The 25895-nt window shown below is 72.2% G+C and carries 21 protein-coding genes and 1 pseudogene; 7 read left to right on the forward strand and 15 right to left on the reverse strand.

Annotation, left to right across the window (positions count from 1 at the left end; genetic code table 11):
* Nucleotides 1-28: 28 nt before the first annotated feature.
* Both IAG44_RS00225 and IAG44_RS00230 read right to left on the reverse strand, forming a co-directional pair.
* A complete protein-coding gene (locus tag IAG44_RS00225; protein ID WP_187745101.1) occupies nucleotides 29-1402 on the reverse strand; it encodes an RICIN domain-containing protein in 1374 nt (457 codons plus the stop codon).
* A gap of 16 nt (nucleotides 1403-1418) precedes the next feature.
* Entirely contained in the window at nucleotides 1419-2849 is a 1431-nt protein-coding gene (locus IAG44_RS00230) for an endo-1,4-beta-xylanase (protein ID WP_187745102.1), read from the reverse strand.
* Between the two features lie 579 nt (nucleotides 2850-3428).
* On the opposite strand from IAG44_RS00230, the pseudogene IAG44_RS00235 reads away from it, so the two are divergent.
* Nucleotides 3429-4349 (forward strand): annotated as a pseudogene (locus IAG44_RS00235) (non-reducing end alpha-L-arabinofuranosidase family hydrolase); the annotation flags it as partial.
* Between the two features lie 91 nt (nucleotides 4350-4440).
* On the opposite strand, the gene IAG44_RS00240 reads toward IAG44_RS00235, so the two are convergent.
* Complete coding sequence (locus IAG44_RS00240; protein ID WP_187745104.1) at nucleotides 4441-6285, reverse strand: APC family permease; 1845 nt, start codon at nucleotides 6283-6285, stop codon at nucleotides 4441-4443.
* A 156-nt stretch (nucleotides 6286-6441) separates the two neighbouring features.
* Nucleotides 6442-8634 (reverse strand): 1,4-beta-glucanase, encoded by a 2193-nt coding sequence (locus IAG44_RS00245; RefSeq protein ID WP_187745105.1) that lies wholly within the window; start codon nucleotides 8632-8634, stop codon nucleotides 6442-6444.
* A gap of 276 nt (nucleotides 8635-8910) precedes the next feature.
* On the opposite strand from IAG44_RS00245, the gene IAG44_RS00250 reads away from it, so the two are divergent.
* Nucleotides 8911-9636, forward strand: coding sequence for a glycoside hydrolase family 16 protein (locus IAG44_RS00250; protein WP_187745106.1), 726 nt, complete (start codon nucleotides 8911-8913; stop codon nucleotides 9634-9636).
* 52 nt (nucleotides 9637-9688) lie between these two features.
* Here IAG44_RS00250 and IAG44_RS00255 read toward each other — a convergent pair whose 3' ends face one another.
* From IAG44_RS00255 to IAG44_RS00275, 5 genes are all read right to left on the reverse strand, one after another.
* The gene (locus IAG44_RS00255) at nucleotides 9689-10489 is read right to left on the reverse strand and encodes an NPP1 family protein (RefSeq protein WP_246561314.1); all 801 of its coding nucleotides are present in this window, start codon (nucleotides 10487-10489) and stop codon (nucleotides 9689-9691) included.
* Nucleotides 10490-10609: 120 nt separating this feature from the next.
* Nucleotides 10610-11974: a class I SAM-dependent methyltransferase gene (locus IAG44_RS00260; RefSeq protein WP_187745108.1), complete on the reverse strand. Its 1365-nt coding sequence runs from the start codon at nucleotides 11972-11974 to the stop codon at nucleotides 10610-10612.
* A 167-nt stretch (nucleotides 11975-12141) separates the two neighbouring features.
* Nucleotides 12142-12729: a TetR/AcrR family transcriptional regulator gene (locus IAG44_RS00265; RefSeq protein WP_187745109.1), complete on the reverse strand. Its 588-nt coding sequence runs from the start codon at nucleotides 12727-12729 to the stop codon at nucleotides 12142-12144.
* Between the two features lie 79 nt (nucleotides 12730-12808).
* The gene (locus IAG44_RS00270; RefSeq protein ID WP_187745110.1) at nucleotides 12809-13291 is read right to left on the reverse strand and encodes an SRPBCC family protein; all 483 of its coding nucleotides are present in this window, start codon (nucleotides 13289-13291) and stop codon (nucleotides 12809-12811) included.
* 21 nt (nucleotides 13292-13312) lie between these two features.
* Nucleotides 13313-14686, reverse strand: a complete 1374-nt coding sequence (locus tag IAG44_RS00275) for a flavin monoamine oxidase family protein (protein WP_187745111.1) — start codon at nucleotides 14684-14686, stop codon at nucleotides 13313-13315.
* Between the two features lie 202 nt (nucleotides 14687-14888).
* Here IAG44_RS00275 and IAG44_RS00280 point away from each other — a divergent pair, with 202 nt between their 5' ends.
* The gene (locus tag IAG44_RS00280; RefSeq protein WP_187745112.1) at nucleotides 14889-17159 is read left to right on the forward strand and encodes an MMPL family transporter; all 2271 of its coding nucleotides are present in this window, start codon (nucleotides 14889-14891) and stop codon (nucleotides 17157-17159) included.
* A 34-nt stretch (nucleotides 17160-17193) separates the two neighbouring features.
* Complete coding sequence (locus tag IAG44_RS00285) at nucleotides 17194-17421, forward strand: hypothetical protein (protein WP_187745113.1); 228 nt, start codon at nucleotides 17194-17196, stop codon at nucleotides 17419-17421.
* A 13-nt stretch (nucleotides 17422-17434) separates the two neighbouring features.
* Here the strand turns inward: IAG44_RS00285 and IAG44_RS43060 are convergent, their stop codons facing one another.
* Together IAG44_RS43060 and IAG44_RS43065 are read right to left on the reverse strand one after the other, a co-directional pair.
* Nucleotides 17435-17704, reverse strand: a complete 270-nt coding sequence (locus IAG44_RS43060) for a helix-turn-helix domain-containing protein (protein ID WP_343075767.1) — start codon at nucleotides 17702-17704, stop codon at nucleotides 17435-17437.
* On the reverse strand, nucleotides 17688-17942 hold the full coding sequence (locus tag IAG44_RS43065; protein WP_246561317.1) for a hypothetical protein: 255 nt from the start codon (nucleotides 17940-17942) through the stop codon (nucleotides 17688-17690). The genes IAG44_RS43060 and IAG44_RS43065 overlap by 17 nt, the downstream gene beginning before the upstream one ends.
* A gap of 373 nt (nucleotides 17943-18315) precedes the next feature.
* Here IAG44_RS43065 and IAG44_RS00295 point away from each other — a divergent pair, with 373 nt between their 5' ends.
* On the forward strand, nucleotides 18316-19413 hold the full coding sequence (locus tag IAG44_RS00295) for a ricin-type beta-trefoil lectin domain protein (RefSeq protein WP_187745114.1): 1098 nt from the start codon (nucleotides 18316-18318) through the stop codon (nucleotides 19411-19413).
* 72 nt (nucleotides 19414-19485) lie between these two features.
* On the opposite strand, the gene trpC is transcribed toward IAG44_RS00295, so the two are convergent.
* Nucleotides 19486-20271, reverse strand: coding sequence for an indole-3-glycerol phosphate synthase TrpC (trpC, locus tag IAG44_RS00300; protein WP_187745115.1), 786 nt, complete (start codon nucleotides 20269-20271; stop codon nucleotides 19486-19488).
* 175 nt (nucleotides 20272-20446) lie between these two features.
* On the opposite strand from trpC, the gene IAG44_RS00305 reads away from it, so the two are divergent.
* Nucleotides 20447-22867 (forward strand): SpoIIE family protein phosphatase, encoded by a 2421-nt coding sequence (locus IAG44_RS00305; RefSeq protein WP_187745116.1) that lies wholly within the window; start codon nucleotides 20447-20449, stop codon nucleotides 22865-22867.
* Here the strand turns inward: IAG44_RS00305 and IAG44_RS00310 are convergent.
* From IAG44_RS00310 to IAG44_RS00320, 3 genes are read right to left on the reverse strand one after another with little or no spacing between them, the layout of a single operon-like run.
* Nucleotides 22830-23927 (reverse strand): SGNH/GDSL hydrolase family protein, encoded by a 1098-nt coding sequence (locus IAG44_RS00310; RefSeq protein WP_246561319.1) that lies wholly within the window; start codon nucleotides 23925-23927, stop codon nucleotides 22830-22832. The genes IAG44_RS00305 and IAG44_RS00310 overlap by 38 nt on opposite strands.
* A complete protein-coding gene (locus tag IAG44_RS00315) occupies nucleotides 23924-24193 on the reverse strand; it encodes a hypothetical protein (protein WP_187745117.1) in 270 nt (89 codons plus the stop codon). Before IAG44_RS00315 ends, IAG44_RS00310 begins: the two co-directional genes overlap by 4 nt.
* A complete protein-coding gene (locus IAG44_RS00320) occupies nucleotides 24190-25008 on the reverse strand; it encodes a phytanoyl-CoA dioxygenase family protein (RefSeq protein WP_187745118.1) in 819 nt (272 codons plus the stop codon). Before IAG44_RS00320 ends, IAG44_RS00315 begins: the two co-directional genes overlap by 4 nt.
* 73 nt (nucleotides 25009-25081) lie before the next feature.
* Between IAG44_RS00320 and IAG44_RS00325 the strand changes: the two genes are divergently transcribed.
* Nucleotides 25082-25852: an AraC family transcriptional regulator gene (locus tag IAG44_RS00325; RefSeq protein WP_246561321.1), complete on the forward strand. Its 771-nt coding sequence runs from the start codon at nucleotides 25082-25084 to the stop codon at nucleotides 25850-25852.
* The last annotated feature ends 43 nt before the right edge of the window (nucleotides 25853-25895 follow it).

Consider the following 25895-nt stretch of genomic DNA (forward strand, 5'->3'; position numbering starts at 1 on the left):
GCCGGCTCCACTCCGCCGGGCGGGCGGGTCACTGGAACTGCGAGAAGAACCTCCAGATCTCCGCCTTGGTCCAGGTGGTGGCGCCGTTGTCGCCGCCGGAGCCGTCGACGGGGGCGGGTGCGTGTCCGCCGTCGAACGCCGCCCACTGGACCGGGTAGCCGGCACGGCAGCCCGCGTAGGTGGTGGTGATGTGGGTGCGGCTGCCCTGCCCGGGTTCACGCGGGTTCTGGGCGGTGCAGCCGTTGTTGCGGACGAACCTGTCGCGCAGGGAGCGTCCCTGGGAGATGTTCAGGACGTTGTCGCTGATGCCGTGGATGCCGAGGTAGGCGACGGGCTGGCTGCCCCCGCTGCATCCGCTGATCTCGGCGCCGGAGATGACCGCGACGGCCCGGAACATGGTCGGCCGGGCGCAGGCGAGCGCGTAGCTCATGCCGCCGCCCCAGCTGAACCCGGTGGAGAACCGCTGGGCCGGGTCGACGCACAGGCCGCCCTCGATGCGGCGGATCATGTCGTCGACGAAGGTGACGTCCTCACCGCCGGAGTTGGCCCAGCCGTTGCCGAGACCCTGCGGGGCCACGAGAACGGCGCTGTTGTTGGACAGCTGCTGCTGCCCGTAGTAGGCCCAGCTGCTTCCGCTGCTGCCGCCCGAGGCGACGTCGTTCGCGGTGCCGCCGCGCCAGTGGAACGCGAAGATCACCCGGTAGCGGTGGTTGTTGTCGTAGTTGGCGGGCACACGCAGGATGAAGCTGCGGCTCTTGCCGCCGCTCTGGATCGTGTACGTGCCGCTGGTCAGGGTCGGCGCGCTGCCGCAGGCGCCGGTTCCGCCGCCGTCGGACGACAGTTTGACCATCTGCCACTGCTGGTTGGCGCCGCCGTGGTCGGTGTACTGGACGACGTTGCCGCCGTCGGCGGTGGAGGAGCCCTGCACCTCGACGGCCTTGCCGCTGGTGCGGTTGATGAGGCGGACGTGGCCCGCGTCGGAGTCGGCGAGGCGGAACTGCTGGTTGCCACCGCCGTGGTCGGCCCACTGCTGGAGCCCGGCGCCGTCGGCGGTGGAGGCACCGGCCACGTCGAGGACCTTGGACGAGTGGCGGGCCTTGAGACGGTAGAAGCCGCCGCCGGAGTCCACGAACTGCCACTGCTGGTTGGCCGCGTCGCTGCGCGCCCACTGGGCGATCCGCGCGCCGTCGGCGGTGGAGGAGCCGGAGACGTCCAGGGCCTTGCCGCTGTTGCGGTTGACCAGGGTGTACCAGGCGTTGGGGTCGACGGTCGCGGCCTCGGCGGGCGCGGGGTTCGCGACGGTGATCAGGCCGGCGGCGAGGGTGGCCGCCGCGAGGCCGGCGATCCGTGACCACCAGCGTGGTCGTCCGGGTAAGGAGTTGTCATACGTTGTCGTCGTCATCGGGTTCGCTCCTCCATCAGGCTCGGGCCCAGCGCTGGCTGCCGCCGCCCGAGCAGGAGTTGAGCTGGATCAGGGTGCCGTTGGCGGTGCCGCCGGAGGCGGTGTCGAGGCAGAGGCCGGACTGGACGCCGGTGACGGTGCCGTCGGAGTTGAGGCGCCACTTCTGGTTGTCGCCGCCCCAGCAGCTGTAGATCTGGATCCGGGCGCCGGCGCCGGTGCCCCCGGCGTCCAGGCACTTGTTGCCGTAGACCCTGAGTTCACCGGCGGAGGTGGACTGCCACTGCTGGTTGGTGCCGCCGTGGCAGTCGTACAGCTGGACCTGGGTGCCGTCGGTGGTGCTGGAGTTGGGCACGTCCACGCAGCGGCCCGAGCCGACGCCCTTCAGCGGTCCGCCGTCCGTCGGGGGGTTGCTGGTGCCGCCGTTGAGCGCGTTGAGGACGGAGGTGTAGGCGGGCTTCTTGCTGCCGTTGTTGTTGAACAGCAGCGGCGTGTCACCCGGCCGCCAGGAGTCGCTGTCACGCACGCCCCACACGGTGATGCCGAGGCAGCGCGGGACGGCGAGGCAGTCGTTGGTCACGTTGGCGTAGGTCGTGGCCGAGGCGCCCTGGATGTCCAGCTCGGTGATGGCGACGTCGACGCCGAGGGCGGCGAAGTTCTGCAGGGTGGTGCGGAAGTTCGCGTTGTAGGGGCTGCCGCTGTTGAAGTGCGACTGGAAGCCGACGCAGTCGATCGGCACGCCGCGCGACTTGAAGTCGCGGACCATGTTGTACATGGCCTGGGTCTTGGCCCAGGTCCAGTTCTCCACGTTGTAGTCGTTGTAGCAGAGCTTGGCGGCGGGGTCGGCGGCGCGCGCGGTGCGGAAGGCGACCTCGATCCAGTCGTTGCCGGTGCGCTGGAGGTTGGAGTCGCGCCGGGCGCCCGAGTTGCCGTCGGCGAACGCCTCGTTGACGACGTCCCACTGGACGATCTTGCCCTTGTAGTGGGCCATGACGCCGTTGATGTGGCCGATCATCGCCTGGCGCAGGTTGCTGCCGCTGAGGCTCTGCATCCAGCCGGGCTGCTGGGAGTGCCAGGCCAGGGTGTGGCCGCGGACCTGTTTGCCGTTCTGGACGGCCCAGTTGTAGACGCGGTCACCCGCTGCGAAGTTGAACTGGCCGCGCTGTGGTTCGGTGGCGTCGATCTTCATCTCGTTCTCGGCGGTCACCGAGTTGAACTCGCGGTTCGCGATGGTCGTGTACGCCGAGTCGCCCAGCCTGCCCGAGGCGATGGCGGTGCCGAAGTAGCGGCCGCTCTGCTTCGCCGCGGCGCCGAGCGTGCTCTCGGCGGCGTGCGCGGCCGGCGCCGCGACCAGCGCGGGGGCCGCGCCGAGGGCGCCGACGAGCAGCGCGAGCAGCGGGCCGCGGATCTTGCGGCGGATTGCGGTGCCGGGATGGACGTGCGAGCGCATGGCTGTGCCTCCTGGGGGGACGTCACGAGCTGACCGGAGGGTGCGCGAGGCATCGGTTCGCGCGGCGCGGACCTCACCGGGAACGGGGGGTGGCGCAGGGGCTTGGTGCGCGGATCTGCTGTGCGGCTCTGTGCTCAGAGGGGCTGCGGCGGTGTCGGTATGTCGAACCGGAGTCGGCCACTCAGAGAAGGATGATTGAAGGATTGACGGCACCCCGTCAACACTCCTGACGAAGAAACTTTCAGATTCTTCTTCGAAACATTCGATCCGCCGATCGCGGCAGCGCGCAAGGTTTTGTAGACAGATCAGCGCGACACCTTGACCGATGAGCTTCCTGTTTCTAGTTTGTGGCGTCAAAGGTTCGGGAAATTCTTCGAATGTTTCGAAGTCTTCTTGTTCCTAGTTCCTGCGTATGGCCGCTCCGCAGTTCACCGGCGTCACCTCCCCCACTTCCAAGGAGGCCCTCTGATGCGGTTTCGCCCCCCGTTCCGGATCCGCCCGAAACGCTTGACCGCCGCCCTGGCACCCTTAGTGCTTCTGGGCGCCGCCCTCGGCGCCAACACCGCCGCGAGCGCCGCCCCCAGAGCGTGCGACCTTCCGTCGTCGTACCGCTGGACGTCGACCGGCGCGCTGGCCCAGCCCAGGTCGGGATGGGTCTCGCTGAAGGACTTCACGGTCGCCCCGTACAACGGGCAGCAGCTCGTCTACGCGACGACGCACGACTACGGCACCCGCTGGGGTTCGATGAACTTCGGCCTGTTCAGCAACTATTCGCAGATGGGCTCGGCGAGCCAGAACGCGATGTCGAACGCGACCGTCGCGCCCTCGCTCTTCTACTTCGCGCCGAAGAACATCTGGGTGCTGACCTACCAGTGGGGCGGTCCCGCCTTCTCCTACCGGACGTCGACCAACCCCACCAACCCGAACGGCTGGTCGGCTCCGCAGACGCTGTTCACCGGAAGCATCTCCGGCTCCGGAACAGGGCCCATCGACCAGGCGCTCATCGGTGACAGCCAGAACATGTACCTGTTCTTCGCCGGTGACAACGGCAAGATCTACCGGGCCAGCATGCCGATCGGGAACTTCCCGGGGAACTTCGGATCGTCGTACACGACGATCATGAGCGACACGACGAAGAACCTGTTCGAGGCGCCGCAGGTCTACAAGCTCAAGGACCAGAACCGCTACCTCATGATCGTCGAGGCGCGGGGTGCCCAGGAGCGGCGCTTCTTCCGCTCGTTCACGGCCACCAGCCTCAACGGCTCGTGGACGCCGCAGGCCGCCACCGAGAGCAACCCCTTCGCCGGCAAGGCCAACAGCGGGGCGAACTGGACCAACGACATCAGCCACGGCGAGCTGCTGCGCACCAACGCCGACCAGACGATGACCGTCGATCCCTGCAACCTCCAGTTGCTCTACCAGGGACGCAGCCCCAGCTCCGACGGCGTCGACTACGGCCTCCTGCCCTACCGTCCGGGCCTGCTGACACTCCAGCGCTGACGCCCACGCACGGGAGGGGAACGGCTCCGCTGAGGGGAGCCGTCAGGGCGGGCCCGGTCTTCCACCGGGCCCGCCCCTCCCCCATGCCGGCTCACGGCAGGCGCAGGCGCAGCCGGCAGATCGCGGCGTCCGTCTCCCCGCGCACCGCGTGGGCGACGACCGCGCCGCGCTGGTTGTGCAGCAGGCGCTGCCACAGCCGTTCCGGCTCCGTCTCCGCGATCAGGACGGTCACCCGCGTCGCGGGCTCGGTGGCGGCGACCGCACGCACGTAGGCGGCGATCGGCCGGCCCAGGGAGCGCCGTTCGCAGGTCAGCCGGACCAGCTCCACCCCGGGGTCCCACTCGGCCCAGGACCTCTCCAGGGCCTGCTGGGCGGCCCGGTCCTCGGGGTCGGGGTGGCAGACGGTCACGGCACGGACCTCGTCGCCGAGGGACGCCGCCGCCGTCAGCGCCTCCGACGTCAGCCGGGACAGGGCCGAGACGGGGACGATGACCAGCGAGCGCTCACGGTGCGGGGCCGCCGGGATGCGGCCGAGGCCGAGCCGCTGCCCGATCCGGTCGTAGGCGCGGCGCACGGCGACGAAGGCGGCGACCAGCACCGGCAGCGCGACCACCACCAGCCAGGCGCCGTCGCGGAACTTCTCCAGGGTGACGACGACCGCCGCCACCCCGGTCAGCACGGCCCCAGCGCCGTTCAGCAGCGCCTTGCCGCGCCGCCCGGGACCCCCTGCGCGTCTCCAGTGCCGGACCATCCCCACCTGGGCGATCGTGAACCCGACGAAGACCCCGACGGCGAACATCGGCACGAGCGTGTTGGTGTCCGCGCCGGAGAAGACCAGCAGCGCGGCGGAGACCAGCGCGAGGGCCAGCACCCCGTGCCGGTGCACCTGCCGGTCGGCCTTCAGCGCGAAGACGTGCGGCAGGTAGTTGTCGCGGGCCAGCAGTTTCAGCAGCACCGGCAGGCCGCCGAAGGACGTGTTCGCCGACAGGGCGAGCAGGACGACCGTCGAGAACTGGATGACGTAGAAGGCCCAGCCGTGCCCGAACGCGGCGTCCGCGAGCTGCGCGAGGACGGTGACGCCCTGGACCGGCTGGAGGTGGAAGCGGCCGATCAGCACCGACAGCCCGATCAGCATCACCCCGAGGACGGCGCCCAGCGCGACCTCCGCCCGCTGGGCCCGCCGCACCCGTGGACGGCGGAAGGACGGCACGGCGTTGGCGATCGCCTCGACGCCCGTCAGCGCGGCGCAGCCGGCGGCGAACGCCTTCAGCAACAGCAGGGCGCCGACGGTGCCGGCGTCACCGGCGAGCGCGGAGGCGTGCCCGTGCGCGCTCGCGGTGCTCACCGGGGCGGACCGGAAGAGACCGACGGCTATGAGGACGAGGACGGAGCCGACGAACACCGCGGTCGGCACGATGAAGACCCTGGCCGACTCGACGACGCCCCGCAGGTTCACCGCGGTGATCAGCGCGAGGATCCCCAGGCACAGCCACAGGCGGTCGTCGTAGAGGCCCGGGAAGGCGGAGGTGAGGGCGGCGACACCGGCCGTGACCGCGACGGCCACGTTCAGGACGTAGTCCAGGACCAGCGAGGCCGCCGCCACCAGGCTCGTGCGCGCGCCCAGCTGCGCCCTGGCGACGGCGTACGAGCCGCCGCCGTCGGGGAACGCGGCGATCACCTGCCGGTACGACGCGACGAGCACCGCGAGCAGGACGGCGATGGCGAGGGTCACGGGCAGGGTGTAGCCGAGGCCGTGCGCCCCGGCGGCGGCCAGCACCAGGACGATCGCCTCGGGCCCGTACGCCACCGACGCCATCGCGTCCAGGGACAGGGCGGCCAGCCCCGTGACGGCGGTGAGGCGGTGCCGCTCACCGGCGTCGTCGGGCGGCTCCCGGTCTGCTGGGGCCGCGCCCGGCTCCGCTGTCAGGACGGACATCGGTGTGCTCCTTCTCCCTGGGCCGCGCACGAGAGCGCGCGGTGCCCCCAGGGTGTGCCCCTCCCCCACCCCGCCCGGCCGTTCTTGGCGGGTTCTTCGCGCCCGGCCGGGCGACTTTGACGGGACGTTGACGAGCGGGCGCCCGGCAGCCAGGGGTCAGGCGGGCTGCCCCACCTGGATGCCCCGGCCGTTGGTGGCCAGGTACACGACGCCGGGGACGCGCGGGTCGCCGGTGACGCACTCGCCGATCCAGCCCCACTGGTGCTGGTCGTCGTTGACGCGCCGCCAGGTCTGCCCGGTGTCGTCGGAGCGGTGGACGCCGGTGACGCCGTCCACGGTGGCGACCTGGTAGACCGACGGGTAGCCGGAGCCGTCGGGCGCCGCGCCGAAGCCGAGGGTGTAGGAGGCTTCGCAGCCCGCGAGCTTGGCGAAGGTGCGGCCGCCGTCGGTGGAGCGGTAGAGGCCCTGGGTGCCGGCGCTGAGCCACAGGTCGCCGGAGCGTCCCGGGGCGGCGGCCAGCTTCGTCGTGGTGTCCCCGGACGGGAGCCCGGTGGCGTGGGCCGTGAACGTCGCGCCCGCGTCGGTGCTGGCGAACAGCGTCCCGGCACCGGTGTCGTAGGCGTAGAGGAGCCGGGGGTCGACCGGGTCGGCCACCGGGCGGGCGGCGGCGGGGAAGGAGGCGACCTCGGTCCAGGTGGCGCCGTTGTCGGTGGAGCGCTGCGTGGGGTGCCCCTGGGTGAAGGACCACAGCAGGACGCCGCCGTCGGCGTTGGCGGCGATCGGGCCCGTCGCCTCCTTCGCGAAGGAGGGCTGGGCGGCGAACGGCTGCCAGGTCTGTCCACCGTCGTTCGAGTAAGCCCCGTTGCCCTGGTCGCCCTCCCCCGTGCGGACCACGTAGGACGGCTTGGCCGGGGCCTGGGAGAGGCCGGTGGCCGTGGTGAAGACGGGGTTGGTGGCCAGGCCGCCGGACGGGGACGCCGTGAGCTGGTCGTGGTAGAGCGTGCCGATGTCCCGGGAGCCGCTGAGCAGGTGTGCCTGGCCGTCCGGGGGCGAGATCAGGAAGAGGACGGCCGTCTCCTCCAGGCCGCGGATCTGCGGGGCCCAGTTCTTCAGGTCGCGGGTGCCGTAGAGGGTGGCGCCGGTGCCGTACACGAGGTGCTGGGAGTCGAACGGGTCGACGGCGACCATCTGGATCCACCAGCCGAACGTCGGCGCGTCCTTGCCCCACTTCAGGTAGGGATACTCCGACACGTCGATGGCCGCGGTGTCCTTGAGGGAGGTCCAGGTCCGGCCGCCGTCGGTGGTGCGGAACAGGGTGTCGCCCGACGACCAGCGGTTGTTGGTGGTGACGACGACCGTGCCGGTGTGCTGGGGGTCGACGGCCGCCCCGCCGTACCCGAAGCCGTCGGCGCCGCCGGGCGTCACCGGGGAGACGTCGGTCCAGGTGCCGGTGGTGACGGCCAGTTTGTGGACGCTGCCGTCGGACTGGCCGTTGGGACCGGGAGCGTTCGCGTAGGTCACGTACAGCTCCATCGCGCGGGCGTCGTACGCGGCACGCATCGGGATCTTCGCCGCCGCTCCCGCGGGCTGTCCGGGGACGGCGTTCCAGGTGGCGCCGTCGCTCGTGCGGTACAGGGTGACCGCGGCGGCGGTGCCGTCGCCGTCGCCCCAGCCGGCGTACAGGTCGCGGCCGGCGGCGACGAGGAGGGTGACGCCCTGGCCGGTGGCGCTGGGGGCGGGCGGGAAGCCGGTCGCGCGGGCCCAGGTGGCGCCCCGGTCGGTGGACTTGAGGAGGCCGTCGTGGCGGGTGCCGAGCCACAGGGTGTCGCTGTCGCGGGGGTCCACGAGGAGGCGTTCGCCGGTGCCCCGGCCGTCCTCGTTGGAGCCGAGTTTCACGGTGAGGTCGGTGCGGGTCCAGGTGGCGCCCCGGTCGTCGGAGCGCAGGAACGTGCCGTTGCCCGCCCACGACTGGGTGTAGGTGCCGAGGGCCAGGTAGACGCGGTCGGGGTGGGCGGGGTCGATGGCCACGGACTCGACGCCGAGGAGGTTCTGGTCGGCCTGGCTCGCCCAGTCAAGGAGCGGGATCCAGCGTGCGGCGGCGTCGTCCCAGCGGTAGGCGCCGCCCATGTCGGTCCGGGCGTACGCCAGGCCCTGGACGGCGGGGTGGAACACGACCCCCGTGACGAAGCCGGTGCCGCCGATGACGGCGTTGCGCCAGGTGTACGGGAGCGGGGCGGCGGTGTTCTCCGCCGCCGTGGAGCGGCCCTGGAGGGAGGGCAGCGCGACGGACGCGGCGGTGACGGCCGTGCCGGCGAGGACGGTACGGCGGCTCAGGTCGGACGCATGCATGACGGACCTCTGTCTGGAGCTGAGGGGACGCGGAGGGGGTGAATCGCACAAAGGCGGTCACCGCACGTCATTTTGCATGCGCAATGAGTAGTCGAATGCTTTTGCGGTCCGAAGAGAATTCGTGTCCGGGGCCGGATCCTGCGGCCTTCAATTCCCAAAGCCATCCCATGATCCATGTCGGATGTCTTGTCAAAGGTTGAACGGAGCCATACATTCCGGCGACAAGGAGCGAGCGATCGCTCCCACCCCCACTGTCATCCGAGCAACGGAGCCGTGATGTCGTCTGCCCTTCTCCGACCAGGACGCCTGATAGTGGTCGCCCTGGCGACGCTTTGCCTGCTCGTCCTGGGACGTCCCCCCGCCGAAGCCGCGTCCTGGGGAGCACCCCAGACCGTCAACTCCTGGAACACCGTCAGCGGACGGTGGACGGCCAACAACGAGCTGGAGACCTACACGCCCGACTGCGTGTGGTACGAGGGCGGCACCCTCGTCATCAAGACCTACAAGTCCGGCGGCACGTACTACTCGGGCCGGGTGGAGTCCAAGGCGCTCTACGGCTACGGCACCTACAGCTTCACCGCGAACATGCCCAGCGGCCGGGGCCTGCTGCCCGCGGTGTGGGCGGCCTACCTGAATCCGTGGCTGCCCGAGTTCGACGCCGCCGAGATCGTCGGCCAGAACCCCGGCACCGTGTACCAGACCTTCCACGACCCGAACAACGCCCAGACCCAGTTCTCGAAGACGCACTCCACGGGCTGGACCAACACGTTCCACCGGTACTCGTTCACCTGGTGGCCCGACCACATCGACTTCGCCGTGGACGGCACCGTCACCGGCACCAAGTGGTACACCACCGCCCCGGGCGTCGGGATGCGCTTCATCGTCAACACCGCGGTCGGCGGCGACTGGCCGGGCAACCCCGACGCGTCGACCTGGGCCACGTCGGACGGCGCGAGGTACCTCAAGGTCTCCTCGATCACCTACACCCCCTACAACCCGTGACCGACGGCCCGCCGCCCCCGGCACGACAGGGGGCGGCGGGCCTGGGCGGGGGTCAGAACGCGGGGATCGCGCTCGCGGCCCTGGAGTCGGCCTCCCGGGCCTTGTTGATGTTGCTCTGGAGGTTGCCGGTCAGCGGGAAGTTGGCGCGGCCCCACTGGGAGTTCCACAGGGCGTTGCGCGGGGCGTCGGCCATCCGCTCCATGGTGACCAGCGCCGGTTCGTCCCAGCCGCCGTTGCCCCACGCCTCCGGTCTCTCGCCCCACTTCGCGAAGCGGAAGGCGTGGGTGCTCGCGCCGTCCTTGTGGTAGACGATCTCGACGCGGTTGCCGTTCATCGGCACCTCGTTGATCGGGTGGGTGCTGTAGCCGCCGTGCCGGGAGGCGGCGAGGAACGCGGGACGCTCCTGGCCCTGCTTCTGGAAGACCACGACGGACTCCCAGTCGTTGCGGTGCCCGAAGGCGTCGGCGCCGTTGAGGGTCTGGTCCTTCTCGAAGTAGAGCGCGTAGACGTAGGCGCACCAGCCGTTCTTGCACCATCCCTGGGAGTAGGTGTTGGCCCGGCCCAGGTGGTTGTCGCGGCAGTCGCCGGTGATCGGCCCGGTGGGCTTGAGACCGCCGTTGAGGTTCCCGTTCGCGTCGACCGCGGCGGCGGGGAAGCAACTGTCGGTGTCGTAGTCGAACAGCGGCATGTACTTCTGCTGGAACGTGTCCGCGTTCCACGGCAGCGGGGTCAGGATCGCCGCGTCGGCGCTGCCCGCCAGGCCGGCGGTCAGGGCGAGGACGCTGCCCGCGACGAGCGCGGCCCTGCCCAGGCGTGCCGTTCCCCTGCTCTTCTTCTTCGCTGTCTGTGCCATGCGGACCATCTCCAGTCGCTCGGTCTGCCGGGATCCCGGCGGGGCAGGACCCAGACTGGAGACCGCGCGATTGATCAGCAGGCCCCTTCGGTCAGGTAAATCAACACCCGGCCGGGGAAATCAATGCGCCGCCGGGGCCGGGGTGCTCAGGAAGTCCCTGCGCAGTGGCATGCCGGAGCGGCCGTCGGTGCCGGTCCTGACCGCCAGCACCTGGTTGACGCCCATCGTGTTGGTCTCGAACCCGACCGCCGAGGCGGCCATGTAGAGGCGCCACACCCTCGCCCGCGCGGGCGAGGTCAGCGCGACGGCCTCGTCCCAGCGGGCTTCGAGGTTGGCGACCCACTCGCGCAGGGTGAGGGCGTAGTGCTCGCGCAGGGACTCGACGTCGCGCACCTCGAAGCCGGCCTCCTCCAGGAGGGACACGGTGGAGCCGACGGGGGCGAGTTCGCCGTCCGGGAAGACGTACCGGTCGATGAAGGGGTCCATGCGGTAGGTGTCCTCGTCGCGCACGGGGCGGCGCGCGATCTGGTGGTTGAGCAGCCGTCCGCCGGGCTTCAGGAGCCGGTGCAGGATGTGCGCGTACTCCCGGTACCGTGCGCCGCCCACGTGTTCGGCCATGCCGATGGAGGAGATCGCGTCGAAGGGGGCGTCGTCGATCTGCCGGTAGTCCTGGACCCTGATCTCCACCCGGTGATCGAGACCGGCGGCGGCGACCCGCTCGCGTGCCGCCGTCGCCTGTTCGACGGAGAGGGTGACGCCGACGACCTGGACGCCGTAGTGCTCGGCGGCGTGCAGGGCCATCGAGCCCCAGCCGCAGCCCACGTCCAGCAGTCGCTGTCCCTCGCGCAGGGCGAGCTTGCGGCAGACCAGGTCCAGCTTGGCTTCCTGCGCCCGCTCCAGGGTGTCGCCGGAGCCGGAACCGGAGCCGCTGGTGTGCGGGGCGCTCTGCCAGTAGGCGCAGGAGTAGACGAGGGACGGGCCCAGCATCAGGGCGTAGAAGTCGTTGCCGGCGTCGTAGTGGTGGCTGATGGCCTCTTTGTCGCGGCGGAGGCTGTGCGCGGGGCCGCGACGGCGCACCACTTCTTCGGCGGGCGGCGCCGGCGGGAGCCCGGGACCCGCGAGGGAGAGGGTCCGGCCGACGGTGCGCAGGCCGCCGGGTGCGGTCAGGACGCCGAGCGCCCTGCGGAGCGTGGCCGTGCGGCCGGCGGGCTCGTCGCGTTCCCAGACCAGGGCCGCGACGCGTTTCAGCAGTTCGTAGAGGTCGCCGTCGACGTCGAGGTCCCCGGCGACCCAGGCGCGGGCCAGGCCCAGCTCGCCGGGGCGCCACAGCAGGCGGCGCAGGGCCTCGCGGTCGCGCAGGACGAACGCGGGCCCGTCTGCGGGGCCGGCCGTGCTGCCGTCCCAGAGGCGGATCCCCACGGGCAGGGGGACGCCCAGCACCTGTTCGCTGAAGCGGGCCAGAATCGCCGCGGCCGGCTCGGCCATGGGAGTCCTCTCAGGTCGGCGCCGGGGACCCGCCCGTTCCGTCCCGTGCCGTGGCAGGGCCCGGCGCGGACCGGCGCGGGCGGCGGCCTGCGCGGTACGTACAGGCGGATGCTACTTGAAACCTCAAGCTGCTTCTCGCCGGGCCCGGACCGTACCGCCGTGCGGCGTCAGGCCATCGCCAGGACGGCCGCGATCAGGGCCCGCAGACAGACGCGCTCCGCTTCCTCGTCCGGCAGGGACAGGTGCTGCATCGTCAGTCCGTCGAAGCCGGCCAGGAAGAACCGCGCGATCATCTCGGCGGGCTGCGCGAGCCGACGGCCGGCGCGTTCGGCGGCGCCTTCGACCAGCTGTGTCGTCACCGTCAGGACCTCGCTGTAGTGGCTCTGCAGCGCCTCCTTCAGCAGTGGGGTGCGCAGGGCGAACATGCTCAGCTCGGTGAGGAGCTGGTGGGTCTCGGGCTGGTCGAGCACGGTGCGCCAGAATTCCTCGGCCAGCGTGCCGACGGTCTCCTCGAAGCTCGCGTCGGCGGGCGCGGCCCGCGTCACCTGGTCGACGAGGTCCCGCGTGAGCTGTTCCATGACGGCCCGGTACAGCTCCTCCTTCGTGCCGAAGGTGTAGTGCACGGTCGCCTGCGCCACGCCGAGTTCGGCGGCGATGGCGCGGGTGCTGCCGGCGGCGACGCCCTCCCGGGCCATGAGGGAGATGGCCGCCTTGATGAGCTGGGGGCGGCGCTCGGCCGCGGATACGTGAGCCATGCCGGGATCCTAACCGACTCAGTCTCTTGAGCAAGTCGTTCGACAACAAGGGCGGGGCCCCGGTCCGGGGCCCCGCCGGTCAGGAGGCGGTCCTCGACGCCTCGGAGCGCAGCAGGGTGTCGAGGTTGGCCATGGACCTGCGCATCCCGGCGCGCATCGCGGGCTGCTGGATGGAGTCGAGGAGCATGCCCAGCGGTCCGAGGCCGATGACGTACTCGACCTGGTACAGCATCTCGGTCATCTCCCGGCCGTCGCGCTGGAGCGGGTGGAACTCGAAGGTGTTGACGACGTCCTGGAGCGGGGCGAATCCGGTGCCGGTGTCGACGCGGCGCCGGAAGGGCTCGATCTCCCGGACGGTCCACACCGAGTCGGTCCTGAGCGGGCCGACGGTGCGGTTGCGCTCGGCGTAGGTCTTGCCGACGGTGGCGATGCCGTGGTGGTCGGTGACCTCGATGGCGCCGGCGACCCACTCGGCGTACCGGTCGGTGCGGGCGACGACGTCCCACACGCGCCCGAGGGGGGCGTCGATGACGGCGGTCTCGGCGACGAGGAAACGGTTCATGGCGGGGTTCCTTAACTGGTGTCAGATCTGGTGGAGGAGCTCGGCGGCGGTGTGCTGTCCGGAGCGGACGGCGCCGTCCATGTAGCCGTTCCAGTAGGGGGAGAACTCGGCGCCCGCCCAGTGCACACGCCCGTGCGGGCGGCCCATCCACTGGCCGTGGTCGGCGAGGACGCCGGGGGCGGCGACGGAGGTGGGGCCGCCCAGGGTCCACCGCTCGGCGGTCCAGTCCTGCTCGACGTAGTCGACGGTGTCGAAGGCGCGGTCCCCGACGACCTGGGCGAAGCAGCGCAGGACGGCGCCGCGTCGTTCGGCGGCCGGGCGGTGGGCCCACTTGCGCCACTCCTTGCCGCCGAGGAAGCCCATCAGCACGCCCGGTCCGCCGTCGGGCGGGGTGTTGTCGAACATCTCGCGGATCGGGGACCCACCGCGCAGCAGGCCCATCCCGGACAGTCCGTCCTCGCGCCAGAACGGCTTGTCGTAGACGGCGACGCACTTCATGAGCGTGCCGAACGGGAGCCGTTGCAGGAGCTGGTCCTGCTGGGCCGGCAGCAGCGGGTCCCACACGATCCGGGAGGCGACGACCGGCGGTACGGCGACGACGACCCGGTCGGCCCGCCAGTCGCCGGCGTCGGAGACGACGGTGACGCCGGTGGAGTCCTGGCTGATGCGGCGCACGGGCGCCGAGAGGTGGACCCTGCCGTCGAGTTCCACGGCCATCCGCTGGGCGACGAGCTGTGATCCGCCGACGAACCGGCTGTCCTGGGCGCCGCCGGTGGTGCCGGTGCCGCGGTCCATCGTGCCGGGGTGGGTCTCGTCGCCGAACGTCGAGACGTACCAGAGGCTGAAGAGGGCGGAGGCGTCGCGGGCCTCGCCGCCGTAGGCGGAGTTCAGGAACAGGTTGATCATGTCGACGGCGTCGCCGGTGATCTCGGCCTTGCGCAGCCACGTCTCGTAGGTCATGCCGTCCAGCTCCCGGGCCTTCGCGGCCTCCCACGGCGCGTGCGGGGAGATCTTCGCGGCGGCCTGGCCGATGCGGGCCAGGGCGAGACCCATGTCGGGCAGGGCGAACAGGTCCGGCGGGATGTGGCCGCTGAACCGCTTGGCCTTGCCCTCGTTCACGTAGACGGTCTCGCCGGGGACGGCGGCCTGGTACGTGTCCACGCCGACCTCCTTGGCCAGCGCCAGGACGCGGTCCTGGGTCGGGCCGACGAACTGGCCGCCGATCTCGGTCACCCGGCCGTCGCCGAGGTGGTGGTTGAGGAGCCGACCGCCGACCCTCTCGCGGGCTTCCAGGACGGCCACGGACTTGCCGGCCGCCACCAGTTCCCGGGCCGCCGTCAGACCGGCGAGTCCCGCGCCGACGACCACCACGTCCGTGTGCTGCGCGCTGTTCATGATCACTCCTCGTGAAGGGGGTGCGGCCGGAGCGGCGTGCTCCGGTGCCCCGAACCATACACACGACTTGTTCGACTGACAAGAACGACTGCCTTTCTTAAGTGATTAGGTCAGTCGACAAGAACGAGTGCTAATGTCTGCCCCGCAACGGCTCGCCGCTCCCGGCGCGGCCGGATCCCCCTCACGCCCTCAGGAGTTCGCCATGGCAGTCCTGCTCCATCGGCTGGGCCTCAGCGCCTACCGCCACCGCACCCTGGTGCTCGGCATCTGGCTCGCGGTGCTGGCCGCGCTCGTCACGTGTGTCGGCCTCTTCGGCGGCAAGCTCGACGACCGCTTCACCGTGCCGGGCACCGAGTCGCAGCACGCGCTGGACACCCTCGGCAGGACGCTGCCCGAAGCCTCGGGGGCCGGCGCCGAGATCGTCTTCACCGCTCCCCCGGGCCGCCGGGTCACCGACGCCCCTTACACCGCCGCCATCGCCGGGGCCGAGGCGGCGGCCGCGAAGGCGCCCCAGGTCAAGGCCGTCGTGGGACCGCGTCTGTCCGGCGCCGTGTCGGCCGACCGGAGCACGGCGATCGTCCAGGTGCAGTACTCGGTGCAGCGCGCCGAGGTGCGCCCCGCGTCCCTGGCGGCGATCGAAAGGGCGGCCGAGGCAGCCGAGAAGGACGGGCTCAGGACGTCGGTCGGCGGCAGCGCCTACGGCAGCAACGGCGTCCACATCGGCCCGTCCGAGATCATCGGTGTCGCGGTCGCCCTGCTCGTCCTCGTCGTCACCTTCGGCTCCCTGCTCGCCGCGGGCATGTCGCTGCTGACCGCGCTGGCGGGCGTGGCCGTGGGGCTCGCGGGACTGCTCGCCCTCACCCCGGCGGTAGGCATCTCCTCCACCGCCGTCACACTCGCGCTGATGCTGGGGCTGGCCGTGGGGATCGACTACGTCCTGTTCATCCTGTCCCGCCACCGCCAGCAGCTCGCCCGCGGCGCCGACCCCCAGGAATCCGCCGCGCTGGCCAACGGCACGGCCGGCAGCGCGGTCGTCTTCGCCGGCGGCACGGTGATCATCGCCCTGGCCGCGCTCAGCGTCATCGGCATCCCGTTCCTGACCGTGATGGGGCTCGGCGCCGCCGGGGCCGTCCTCGTCGCGGTGCTGGCCGCGATCACCCTGGTCCCGGCCCTCGCCGGGTTCGCGGGCGGCCGGCTGACCCCGAAGCCCGCCGGCGAGGAGGCCGGGCGCGCCACCGACGCCGACGGCAGCGCCACCGACGACAACAGCGGCGCCACCGCCTCCGACGGCCACGCCGGCAAGGCGACGCTCGGCGCCCGCTGGGTGCGTGCCGTCGTCGCCAAGCCCCTGCTCACCGTCCTGGCCGTCGCCGGTGTCCTCGGCGCGCTCGCGCTCCCCGCGACGGACCTGCGCCTGGCCCTGCCGGACAACGGCTCGGCGCCGGTCGCCTCCAGCGAACGCAGGGCGTACGACACGGTCGGCGCCAAGTTCGGGCCCGGCTTCAACGGGCCGCTCCTGGTGCTGACCCAGGCCCGCGAGGGGTCGGGGGCGCAGGCGGGCGAAGAGGTCGCGCGGAAGCTGCGCGGCATCCAGGGGGTCAGGGCCGTTCTGCCGCCCGTGGCCACGCGCGAGCCCGGCCAGAGCATCGTCCAGGTCATCCCCGAGACCGGTCCCGACAGCGCCCGCACCGGACGGCTCGTCCAGGACATCCGCGCCGCGGCGCCGGGCATCCGCGCGGCCACCGGGGCGACGGTCGCGGTCACCGGCACCACCGCCGTCAACATCGACGTCTCCGACCGGCTCAGCGACTCCCTGCCGCCGTTCATGGCGATCGTCGTCGGCCTCAGTCTGATCCTGCTCACCATGGTGTTCCGCTCGCTGCTCATCCCGCTGAAGGCGGCCGTCGGGTTCCTGCTGTCGGTGGCTGCCTCGCTGGGTACGGTCGTCGCGCTGTTCCAGTGGGGCTGGTTCGCGGACGCCCTCGGGCTCGCCCACACCGGGCCCGTCGTCAGCTTCCTGCCGATCATCCTCGTCGGCGTGCTCTTCGGACTCGCCATGGACTACGAGGTGTTCCTCGTCTCCGGGATGCGCGAGGAGTGGGTGCGCACCGGCGTGGCCCGCGCCTCGGTGACCGACGGCGCGGGGCACAGTGTCCGCGTCGTGACCGCCGCCGCGCTGATCATGTTCACCGTCTTCGCCGGGTTCTTCCCGCTGGACGACGCGCTGATCAAGCCCATCGCCTTCGCGCTCGCCGTCGGCGTGGCCATCGACGCCTTCGCGGTCCGCCTGACCCTCGTCCCGGCGGTCCTCGCCCTCGCCGGACGGCACGCCTGGTGGCTCCCCGCCTGGCTCGACCGCGCCCTGCCCGACCTCGACGTCGAGGGCACCCGCCTGCACACGGCACCGGCGAACGATCAGCGCCTTTCACCTGAGTTGTCCGCTCCCGACCGTTGTAGGGATTCCGTTCGATGATCCGTCGAACAAGCCAACCGTCTACGGTGACCGGGTGCCGTTGTGGGAGCACCGGAATCTCGTCAACGCGGTCGCGCAGCTCGCGGGGCGTGTCGTCGCCGGCGCGTCGCGGGACCACACGGTCAAGGTGGGCCGCCTCGGCCCAGGCGGCGCCACGGGCGTGCAGACGCTTCTCGGTCCCGACGAGTCCGGCGGCGGTGCCCGTCCCGTCGGGGTGCTGTCGTCGCTGCGTCGGGCCGATCTGCTGGCGGCGACCGTGTGAGGCGGGGTGGCGCTCACCCCGTCAGGGCCTCGGCGATCAAAGCCGCCGTCAGGGTCTGGGCGCCCCGGCCGCCGGTGGGGTCGTAGCCGGTGGCGTCGCCGATGCGGCTGAGGCGGTGGTCGAGGGTGCTGCGGTGGATGAAGAGAGTGCGGGCGGCCTTGTTCCCGCTGCAGTCGGCGTCGACGAACGCGGTCAGGGTGTCCCACAGGACCTGGTGGGCACGCAGGGGCCGGCCACGGCGGCCAGGTCGGTGTGCACCTTCTCGTTCAGGGTGACGGCGTATTCGACGAGGACGTCGGAGATGGTGTAGCGCGCACGATGTCGGCCAGTCTCGGGTCGCCCTCGGCGGCCCGGGTCAGCAGCTCGACCAGGTCGTCGGGTTCGTCGCCGGTCCATTCCTGTCCGGCGGCCCGCACCTTCGCCCTGAAGTCGGCGACCGTGTCCTCGTGGCGGTCACCGCCGCGATGGCCGAGCCGACCGGGCTGTCCCTGGGCGGGGTGCACCCGGTGGTGGCGATCCACTTTCCGCGCGGGAGGAGTCGTGCGCCGCGTCCACGACGCCGAGGACCGGGCTGACGCACAGTCACGTCCCGCGTCCACCACCGTCTTCGCCGGCATCTCATCGGCCTGCGCCCCCGCACAGGTGGGCGATCTGCAGCCACGGGCGCGGAGGGCAACCCCAGACATAGGATCTCCGTCTTCCGAAAGCCGCACGGCAGAGCCATGAACACAGGCCGTGATCAGGCCAGTTGAGAGCGCGGGTCACATGCTTGCTTCGCATGCCGATCTGTATCTCCCTTGATTCATGGGATGTCAGGGCTCAGGGGGTCGTGGTATCTGTCTGTACGTCTGTTCGTGGCTCGGCCCCAGCACTCGTTCGAAAGAAGGAGCTCGCATGAGGAAGTCCTGGATTCTCCCCCTGGTCACGCTGGTCACCGCGGCGTTGGGGGTGGCGGCGGTGCCGGCTTCGGCGGCGCCGACCACGCCCCTGCGGGTGATGCCGTTGGGCGACTCGATCACGTGGGGGGTGGGGAGCAGCGACGGCAACGGCTACCGGGGGCTGTTGTGGGACAAGCTCATGGCGGACGGCCATCCGCTGGACTTCGTGGGGACGGGGCGGGCGGGCTCGATGTCCGACCCGGACAACGAGGGGCACTCGGGGTACCGCATCGACCAGATATCCACGCTCGTCGACGCCGCGCTGACCCGCTACCGTCCGAACGTCGTGACGCTGAAGATCGGCACCAACGACCTCAACCAGAGCTACCAGGTGTCCACGGCCACCGCCCGGCTGAAGTCGCTGGTGAACCAGGTCACGGCCGCCGCCCCCGACGCGACCGTCCTCGTGGCGTCCCTGGTCGTGTCCACCAGCGGCAGCCTGGAGCAGTACCGCGCCGCCTACAACCAGGCGATCCCCGGCATCGTGAACGAGGCACGGGCCGCCGGGAAGCGGGTCGGGTACGTGGACATGAGCGCCCTGACGACGGCCGACCTGGCCGACGCCCTGCACCCCAACGACGCCGGGTACCGCAAGATGGCCGACGCCTTCCTCCAGGGCATCCGCACCGCGGACAGCGCCAGCTGGCTGCGCGACCCCGCCCCCGCCCCGGCGCAGGTGCGCTCCGGCGTCACCGGCAAGTGCCTGGACGTCAGCGGAGCCGGCACCGCGAACGGGACCGCCGTCCAGACGTGGGCCTGCGGCGGCGGCTCGAACCAAATCTGGTCGGCCTACACCGACGGCACCCTGCGTTCGATGGGCAAGTGCCTGGACGCGGCGGGCGGCGGCACCGCCAACGGGACGAAGGTGCAGCTCTGGGCCTGTCACGGAGGCGCCGCGCAGGTGTGGCAGCCCTACAACGGCGGCTACCGCAACCCGGCCTCCGGACGCTGCCTGGACGTCCCGGGCTCCTCCACGGCCGACGGCACCCAGCTCCAGCTGTGGGACTGCCACGGCGGCGCGAACCAGAAGTGGACCACTTTGACCGCCGGCTGACCCCCGCTCCCGGCAACCGCCGTGACCGCCCAGGCGCCGCCCGGCTCACGGACGGCGCCCACTGACCTGCCGTCAGGCCCCGGCCGCCTCGATGAACTCGCGGACAGCGGTGCCCGGGTCGCCCGAACGGACCAGCGCCTCGCCGACGAGGACGACGTCAGCGCCATGGCCGCGGTACTCGGCGACGTCCTTCGGACCGGTGACGCCGGACTCGGCGACCTTGACGGTGCCGTCCGGGATCCCGGTGACGAGGTCGGCGAACACACCCCGGTCGACCTCCAGGGTCGTCAGGTCACGCGCGTTGATCCCGACGAGCGCGGCGCCCGCGGCGACGGCGCGCCGTACCTCGTCGGCGGTGTGCGCCTCCACGAGCGGGGTGAGGCCGAGTTCCCCGCACAGGCCCATCAGGTCGGCCAGCTCGGCGTCGGCCAGCGAGACGACCATGAGGAGGGCGAGGTCGGCGCCGTGCGCGCGGGCCTCCCACAGCTGGTAGGGGTCGACGATGAAGTCCTTGCGCAGGACGGGCACGTCGACGCGGGCGCGGACGGCGTCGAGGTCGGCGAGGGAGCCGCCGAAGCGGCGCTGCTCGGTGAGGACGCTGATCGCGGCGGCGCCGCCGGCCGCGTACCGGGCGGCGAGGTCGGCGGGGTCGGGGATGTCCGCGAGGGCGCCCTTGCTGGGGCTCTTGCGCTTCACCTCGGCGATGATCGACACGCCGGGCGCGCGGAAGCCGGGCAGCGGGTCGAGCGCGGGCGCCGTGTCCGCCACCCGGGCCCGCAGTTCGGCGAGCGGCGTCGCCCGCTTGCGCTCCTCCAGGTCCTCCCGGACTCCCGCGAGGATCCCGTCCAGCACGCTCATGGTCATCTCCCTGTCACACGTTCTGCCGCTCCGGCGCCGCGCGTGGCGGCGCCTGGAGGGCTGGTCGGTCCATTCGATCATGGCGTGGGCGGCGGCCGGGTTTCGGGGCGCGGCGCGCGAAGTTCTCGTGGATGCTCTGTGAAACGGGCATCGCTGTGGGACGGAGGCGTACCGCGTGAAGGCGACCGGCAGCAAGGACGCGCCCAGCGCTGTCGTCATGGTGGATCCGGACGGCACGGTCAGCGGCTGGAGCGAGGAGGGCACCCTCCTGCTGGGCTGGACGGCCCAGGACGTGACCGGCCGCCCCCTGACCGGCCTGCTGGCCGCCCCTCCCCCGCCCGGCTTCCCCGACTGCGCCGACCCCGTGCCGCTGCGCCACCGGGACGGCTCCACGGTGGACGCCGTGCTGACGGCCCACCCGATGCGCGGCCCCGACGGGCGGGCGCTGGGCCTCGTGCTGACCGCCCGGCACTGGGGGCGCCGCCCGGTGATCGCCGACCGGGCCTTCGAGCAGTGCCCCTTCGCGCTCGGCGTCTACGACCCCGACCTGCGGTTCCTGTGGGTCAACGCGTCCGCGACCCGGGTGATGGCGCACTCCGAGGCGGACGTCCTCGGTGAGAAGTACCGCGAGCTGTTCCCCGAGCTGGACGACAAGGCGTACACCGACCGGCTCGCCGAGGTCGCACGGACGGGTGAACCGGCGCGGCTGATCACCGTGTTCCGTCCGCTCGGCAGCGACTACGCCAACGCGTGGGCGACCAGCATGTGGCCGGTCCGCGACTCCGCCGGCACGATCCGCGCGGTCGCCAACTGGGGCTTCGACATGAGCGCCGAGTACTGGGCGCGCCAGCGCCTGCTGCTGCTCAACGAGGCGGGCCGCGGCATCGGGCGGACCCTGGATGTGCGGGGCACGGCGTGGGAGCTGGCCCGGACGCCGGTGCCGGGGTTCGCGGACCTCGTCACCGTGGACCTCTTCGAGGAGGTGCTGCGCGGCGAGGAGCCCCCGGCCGGGCCCGGCGCCGGCGGGGCGGTGGCGCTGCGGCGGGCCGCCCGGCACAGCGCGCGGGAGGACGACGACGAGGCGTGCCCCGCGCGGGTCGTGCACGCGCCCGGTTCGGTCGCCGCCCGCTGCATGGCCTCCGGGACCTCGACGGCCGAGCTGGCCGCCGATCCCGGCGAGGGCGGCGAGTGGGCGTTCGGTCCCGGGCTCGCGGCCGACCCGGCGCACTGGCCGGAGGGCAATCCGCTGGTCGACGCGGGCCTGGCGGCCGAGGGGCTGACGGGGCGGATCACGGTGCCGCTGCGGGCGCGGGGCGCGCTGCTGGGCGTCGTCGTCTTCGTCCGCGGCGAGCGGCCCGAGGCGTTCACCGCCGACGATCTGATCCTCGCCGAGGAGCTGGCGGCCAAGGCGGCCGTCGCCATCGACAACGCCCGCCGGTACGAGCGGGAGCGCGCGACCGCGCTGACCCTCCAGCGCAGTCTGCTGCCGCAGGGGCTGCCGAGCCAGGAGGCCGTGGAGGCGGCGTCGCGCTATCTGCCCGGCGGGGAGCAGGCGGAGGTGGGCGGCGACTGGTTCGACGTCGTGCCGCTGTCCGGGGCGCGGGTCGCCCTGGTCGTCGGCGACGTCGTCGGCCACGGCCTGCACGCCTCGGCGAGCATGGGGCGGCTGCGGACGGCCGTGCGGACGCTGGCGGACGTGGACCTGCCGCCGGACGAGCTGCTCACCCATCTGGACGATCTCGTCCTGCATCTCGCCGACGACGACCGGACGGCCGGCGAGTCCGGGGCGACCTGCCTGTACGCGGTGTACGACCCGGTGTCGCGGCGGCTGAGCCTGGCGAGCGCCGGTCATCCGCTGCCGCTGGTGGTCGCCCCGGACGGCACCGGCATCCCTGTGGACGCGCAGCCGGGTCCGCCGCTGGGCATCGGCGGGCTGCCGTTCGAGGCCGCCGAGCTGGAGCTGCCCGAGGGGAGTCTCGTCGCGCTCTACACCGACGGGCTGGTGGAGAGCCGCAGCCGTGACATCGACCAGGGGATCGCGGTGCTGCGCGGGCTCCTGGAGCGGCCGGCCGGCCCGCTGGAGGCGCTGTGCGACACGGTGACGGACACGCTGCTCACCGGGGGCCGCACCGACGACGCCGCGCTGCTGCTGGTGCGTACGCGCGCGCTGGAGAGTCTGCACGTCGCGGACTGGGACATCGAGCCCGACCCCGCGCAGGTGACCCACGCGCGGCGGCTCGCCGTCGCGCAACTGGCCGCCTGGGGGCTCGACGAGGCGGCGTTCGTGACCGAACTCGTCGTCAGCGAGCTGGTCACCAACGCCATCCGCTACGGCCGTCCGCCCGTCAGGTTGCGCCTGATCCGCGACACCTCCCTGATCTGCGAGGTGTCCGACGCCAGCAGCACCGCCCCGCACCTGCGCCGCGCCCGCGCGTTCGACGAGGGCGGCCGGGGTCTGCTGCTCGTCGCCCAGCTGACCCAGGGGTGGGGCACCCGGCACACCGCCGACGGCAAGACGATCTGGTGCGCCCAGCCCCTCCCCCAGGCCGTGCCGTCAGTCACCAGCCCGTGGGGAGGCTCGCGAGGTAGGGGGTGAGGCGGTCGGCGATGACGCGGTCGTCGTGGGCCGAGTAGTGCCAGTCGCAGCCGAGGAAGTCCAGGCCCGCACTGTCGAGGAACCAGGAGCGCACCCGGCTGTCGCCGGCGTCGTTGCGTGCCTTGACGACCTGTTCGACGTGACCGGCGAACTGGCCGGCGCCGACGGCCACGAGGACGGTGTTGCTGCCGTAGCGGGTGCGCAGCTTGCGCAGGAAGTCGCCGTAGGCGGCGCGGTAGCCGGCCGCGAGGCTTTCGGGAGTCCACGGCTCGCCCGCCTGGACGGGGGTGGAGAAGTCGTTGGTGCCGAGGTGGACGACCACGACCTGGGGGCGCCAGGTGCCGGGGTTCTGCCAGACGTCGCCGGGCTGGTTGAGCAGCGCGCGGTCGTAGTAGGTGCGGTAGGCGACGTCCGGGGAGCCCCCGCCGTAGTTGCGGACCATGCCGAGGCCCGAGTAGGCGTTGACCTGGTAGTCGGCGTTCAGCCTGCGGGCGGTGAGGGCGCCGTAGCTCACGTCGGTGTTGGTGGTGCGCCGCAGTTGGTCGCCGGTGCAGGTGCGGGAGGTGGAGAGGTTGCCGTAGCCGACGGTGAGGGAGTCGCCGATGAACTCGATCTGCCGGGCGCGGGCGGCGGGTCTGGCGAGGACGGCGCCGCCGGGCGCGGCGAGGAAGCCGCCGAAGGTGCTGGTGGACCACGGAGTGTCGTTGCGTTTGACGAGCCGGACGCTGTGCGTGCGGTCCTGGAGGCCGCTGATCCAGTGCGTCCGGTCGCCGGGCGTGACGAGGGTCGCGACGGTGGCGCCGTCGATCTGGACGTCGTAGTCGGCGGCCGAGTCCTTCAGCACGATGCCCACGCCGGTGCCCCGGACGGTGGCCTCGAAGTACACGCCGGGCCAGCTGTGGCGGACGGTGTCGCCGTCGTCCTTGACACGTCCGGGGGTGTGCGCCTGGGTGGTCACCGCGGTCGGGGCGGCGTCCGCCGTGCCGGTGACCGGTGCCGCGAGCAGGGCGGTCGCCGCGGCGATCAGGGCCGCGCGCCGTTTGAGGGGGTGGGTCGTCACGGGCTGTCCTCCAGCTTCTCGAAGAGGAATTCGTGCTTGAGGAAGGAGACGTCGTACTCGTGCCCCGGCTGGGGCGGCAGGAGCTGGGACGCCTGGAAGAGGCGCCAGCCGTCGTGGAGGGCGGCGAGCCCGGTGGGGTAGGGCGGTTCGTCGCTGTCGCCGGTCGTGGGGTGGGTGCGGGCGGTTCCGTCGTAGCGGGACCAGCCGACGACGGGGGCGTCCAGCGCGGACGTCGCGAGGTACAGGACGAGGACGTGCTGTCTCATGCGTGGCTCCTGAGGGCGGGGCGGTTGCTGACGCGGGTGACCCAGTGGTCGACGTCGAAGGTGTCGTCGCCGGTCAGGGCCCGCCACAGCAGGACGCGGTTGTAGATCTCCAGCCGTCCGGTGGCCTGCTCGTACCAGGGGAGCCAGGCGCCGAGTTCCGCGTTCACCGCGGGGTCGTGGAGGTCGGCGAGGTCCCACAGCCGCACCTGCGGCACGGTCGGGTTGAGGCGGAGTTTGAACATGTAGCGCCGCCGCGCGGTGTCGTTGCGCCGGCCGCTGTGCCAGATGCCGTGGTGGACGACGACGACCGTGCCGGCCGGGCAGGTCAGCCGGGTCTGGCCGCGGAGGTTCTGGACGCGGCCGACGTCGGTCTCGTTGATCCGGCGCAGATGGCTGCCGGGGACGCTGAGGGTGCCGCCCATGTCGGCGGTGACCTCGTGCGGGTAGTACATGAGCTGGATGTCGAAGGCGTCCGGGCGGACGTCGATGATGGCGTCCCCGTGCAGCGGCTGTGCCTGTCCCTCGTGGGGTTCGCGCACGTGCACGGCGTGGTGGTCGACGGTCGGGCCGGGGCCGACCAGGCTCTCGACGGCGCCCGCGACGGCCGGGACGGCGAGCAGGTCGTGAACGAAGGTGTCCGGGGCGAACGCCTCGGCGAGCGGGGTGCCGTAGGGCACGCCGGGCAGGCCCTGTTCCAGGGCGGCGACGGCCCGTTCGTTGATCTCCGGGGGCACCACCCCGTCCAGCCGCAGGAATCCCCGCGCGACGAACCGTGCCATCTCGACCGACGTCAGGAGTTGCTTGCTGGTTGACATGCGACGACCGTACGGGCGCGGCCGGCCGCCGTCGTGGGCGGGAATCGTCGGCTGCTGGTAGTTTTCCGTCCTCGTGGATCATGTGACGCTCCGCCTCGACGGGCCGCCCGAGGTCGTCGCCGCCGGTGTCGGCGTGCACGGTGTCGCGGCCGACCACGACGTCTTCCGGCTGCCGGACCTGTGGCAGCTGCACCTCTACCACTACGAGGGCGCGCTGTCGCTGGGGCGTTCGGTGCACCCCATCCGCCCCGGCCATGTCAGCCTCGTCCCACCGGACACGGAGGTCCGCTTCCGCTACCGGGGCCGCTCGGAGCACGTGTACGCGCATCTGCGGCTGCCGGGCGGCGGGAGCGAGCGGACGGTGCCGGTGATGCAGGACGCGGCGGCCGACAGCCCGCGCCTGGCCGACCTGCTGCGGCGCGCGGTGACGGCCGTGCCGACGTCTCCCGCGCGCGCCTCGGCGGAGGTGTGGACGGCCCTGTGGCGCATCGCCGACCTGCCGGGGCGGGACGCGGACGGCGGCGAGCACCCTTTCGTGGCCGCCGCGCGGGCGTATGTCGAGCAGCATCTGGCGGGGCCGCTGACCGTGCCGGAGGTCGCGCGGGCCGTCGGGATCTCCCACACGCGGCTGACGCGGGTGTTCCGTGCGGAGACCGGCCTGACCGTCGTCGCGTACGTCCGCCACCGGCGGCTTCAGCGGGCCCGGCATCTGCTCCAGTCGTCCACGCTGTCCATCACCGCCGTCGCGGCGGCCGTGGGGATCGCCGATCTCCAGGCGTTCAACAAGGCGTGCCGGCGTGAGCTGGGGGCGAGTCCGAGGGCGGTGCGGGCGGCGGGGGCCTGAGAGCCGGTGTCACGTCCCCGGCCGGGCGCCCGGCCGGGGACGT

This window comes from Streptomyces roseirectus (assembly GCF_014489635.1).
GTDB classification, from domain to species: domain Bacteria; phylum Actinomycetota; class Actinomycetes; order Streptomycetales; family Streptomycetaceae; genus Streptomyces; species Streptomyces roseirectus.

Coding starts and splice junctions, on each gene's coding strand:
- IAG44_RS00225 (WP_187745101.1), bottom strand. CDS start 1,402: ATGACGACGACAACGTATGACAACTCCTTACCCGGACGACCACGCTGG.
- IAG44_RS00230 (WP_187745102.1), bottom strand. CDS start 2,849: ATGCGCTCGCACGTCCATCCCGGCACCGCAATCCGCCGCAAGATCCGC.
- IAG44_RS00240 (WP_187745104.1), bottom strand. CDS start 6,285: ATGTCCGTCCTGACAGCGGAGCCGGGCGCGGCCCCAGCAGACCGGGAG.
- IAG44_RS00245 (WP_187745105.1), bottom strand. CDS start 8,634: ATGCATGCGTCCGACCTGAGCCGCCGTACCGTCCTCGCCGGCACGGCC.
- IAG44_RS00250 (WP_187745106.1), top strand. CDS start 8,911: ATGTCGTCTGCCCTTCTCCGACCAGGACGCCTGATAGTGGTCGCCCTG.
- IAG44_RS00255 (WP_246561314.1), bottom strand. CDS start 10,489: ATGGCACAGACAGCGAAGAAGAAGAGCAGGGGAACGGCACGCCTGGGC.
- IAG44_RS00260 (WP_187745108.1), bottom strand. CDS start 11,974: ATGGCCGAGCCGGCCGCGGCGATTCTGGCCCGCTTCAGCGAACAGGTG.
- IAG44_RS00265 (WP_187745109.1), bottom strand. CDS start 12,729: ATGGCTCACGTATCCGCGGCCGAGCGCCGCCCCCAGCTCATCAAGGCG.
- IAG44_RS00270 (WP_187745110.1), bottom strand. CDS start 13,291: ATGAACCGTTTCCTCGTCGCCGAGACCGCCGTCATCGACGCCCCCCTC.
- IAG44_RS00275 (WP_187745111.1), bottom strand. CDS start 14,686: ATGAACAGCGCGCAGCACACGGACGTGGTGGTCGTCGGCGCGGGACTC.
- IAG44_RS00280 (WP_187745112.1), top strand. CDS start 14,889: ATGGCAGTCCTGCTCCATCGGCTGGGCCTCAGCGCCTACCGCCACCGC.
- IAG44_RS00295 (WP_187745114.1), top strand. CDS start 18,316: ATGAGGAAGTCCTGGATTCTCCCCCTGGTCACGCTGGTCACCGCGGCG.
- trpC (WP_187745115.1), bottom strand. CDS start 20,271: ATGAGCGTGCTGGACGGGATCCTCGCGGGAGTCCGGGAGGACCTGGAG.
- IAG44_RS00315 (WP_187745117.1), bottom strand. CDS start 24,193: ATGAGACAGCACGTCCTCGTCCTGTACCTCGCGACGTCCGCGCTGGAC.
- IAG44_RS00320 (WP_187745118.1), bottom strand. CDS start 25,008: ATGTCAACCAGCAAGCAACTCCTGACGTCGGTCGAGATGGCACGGTTC.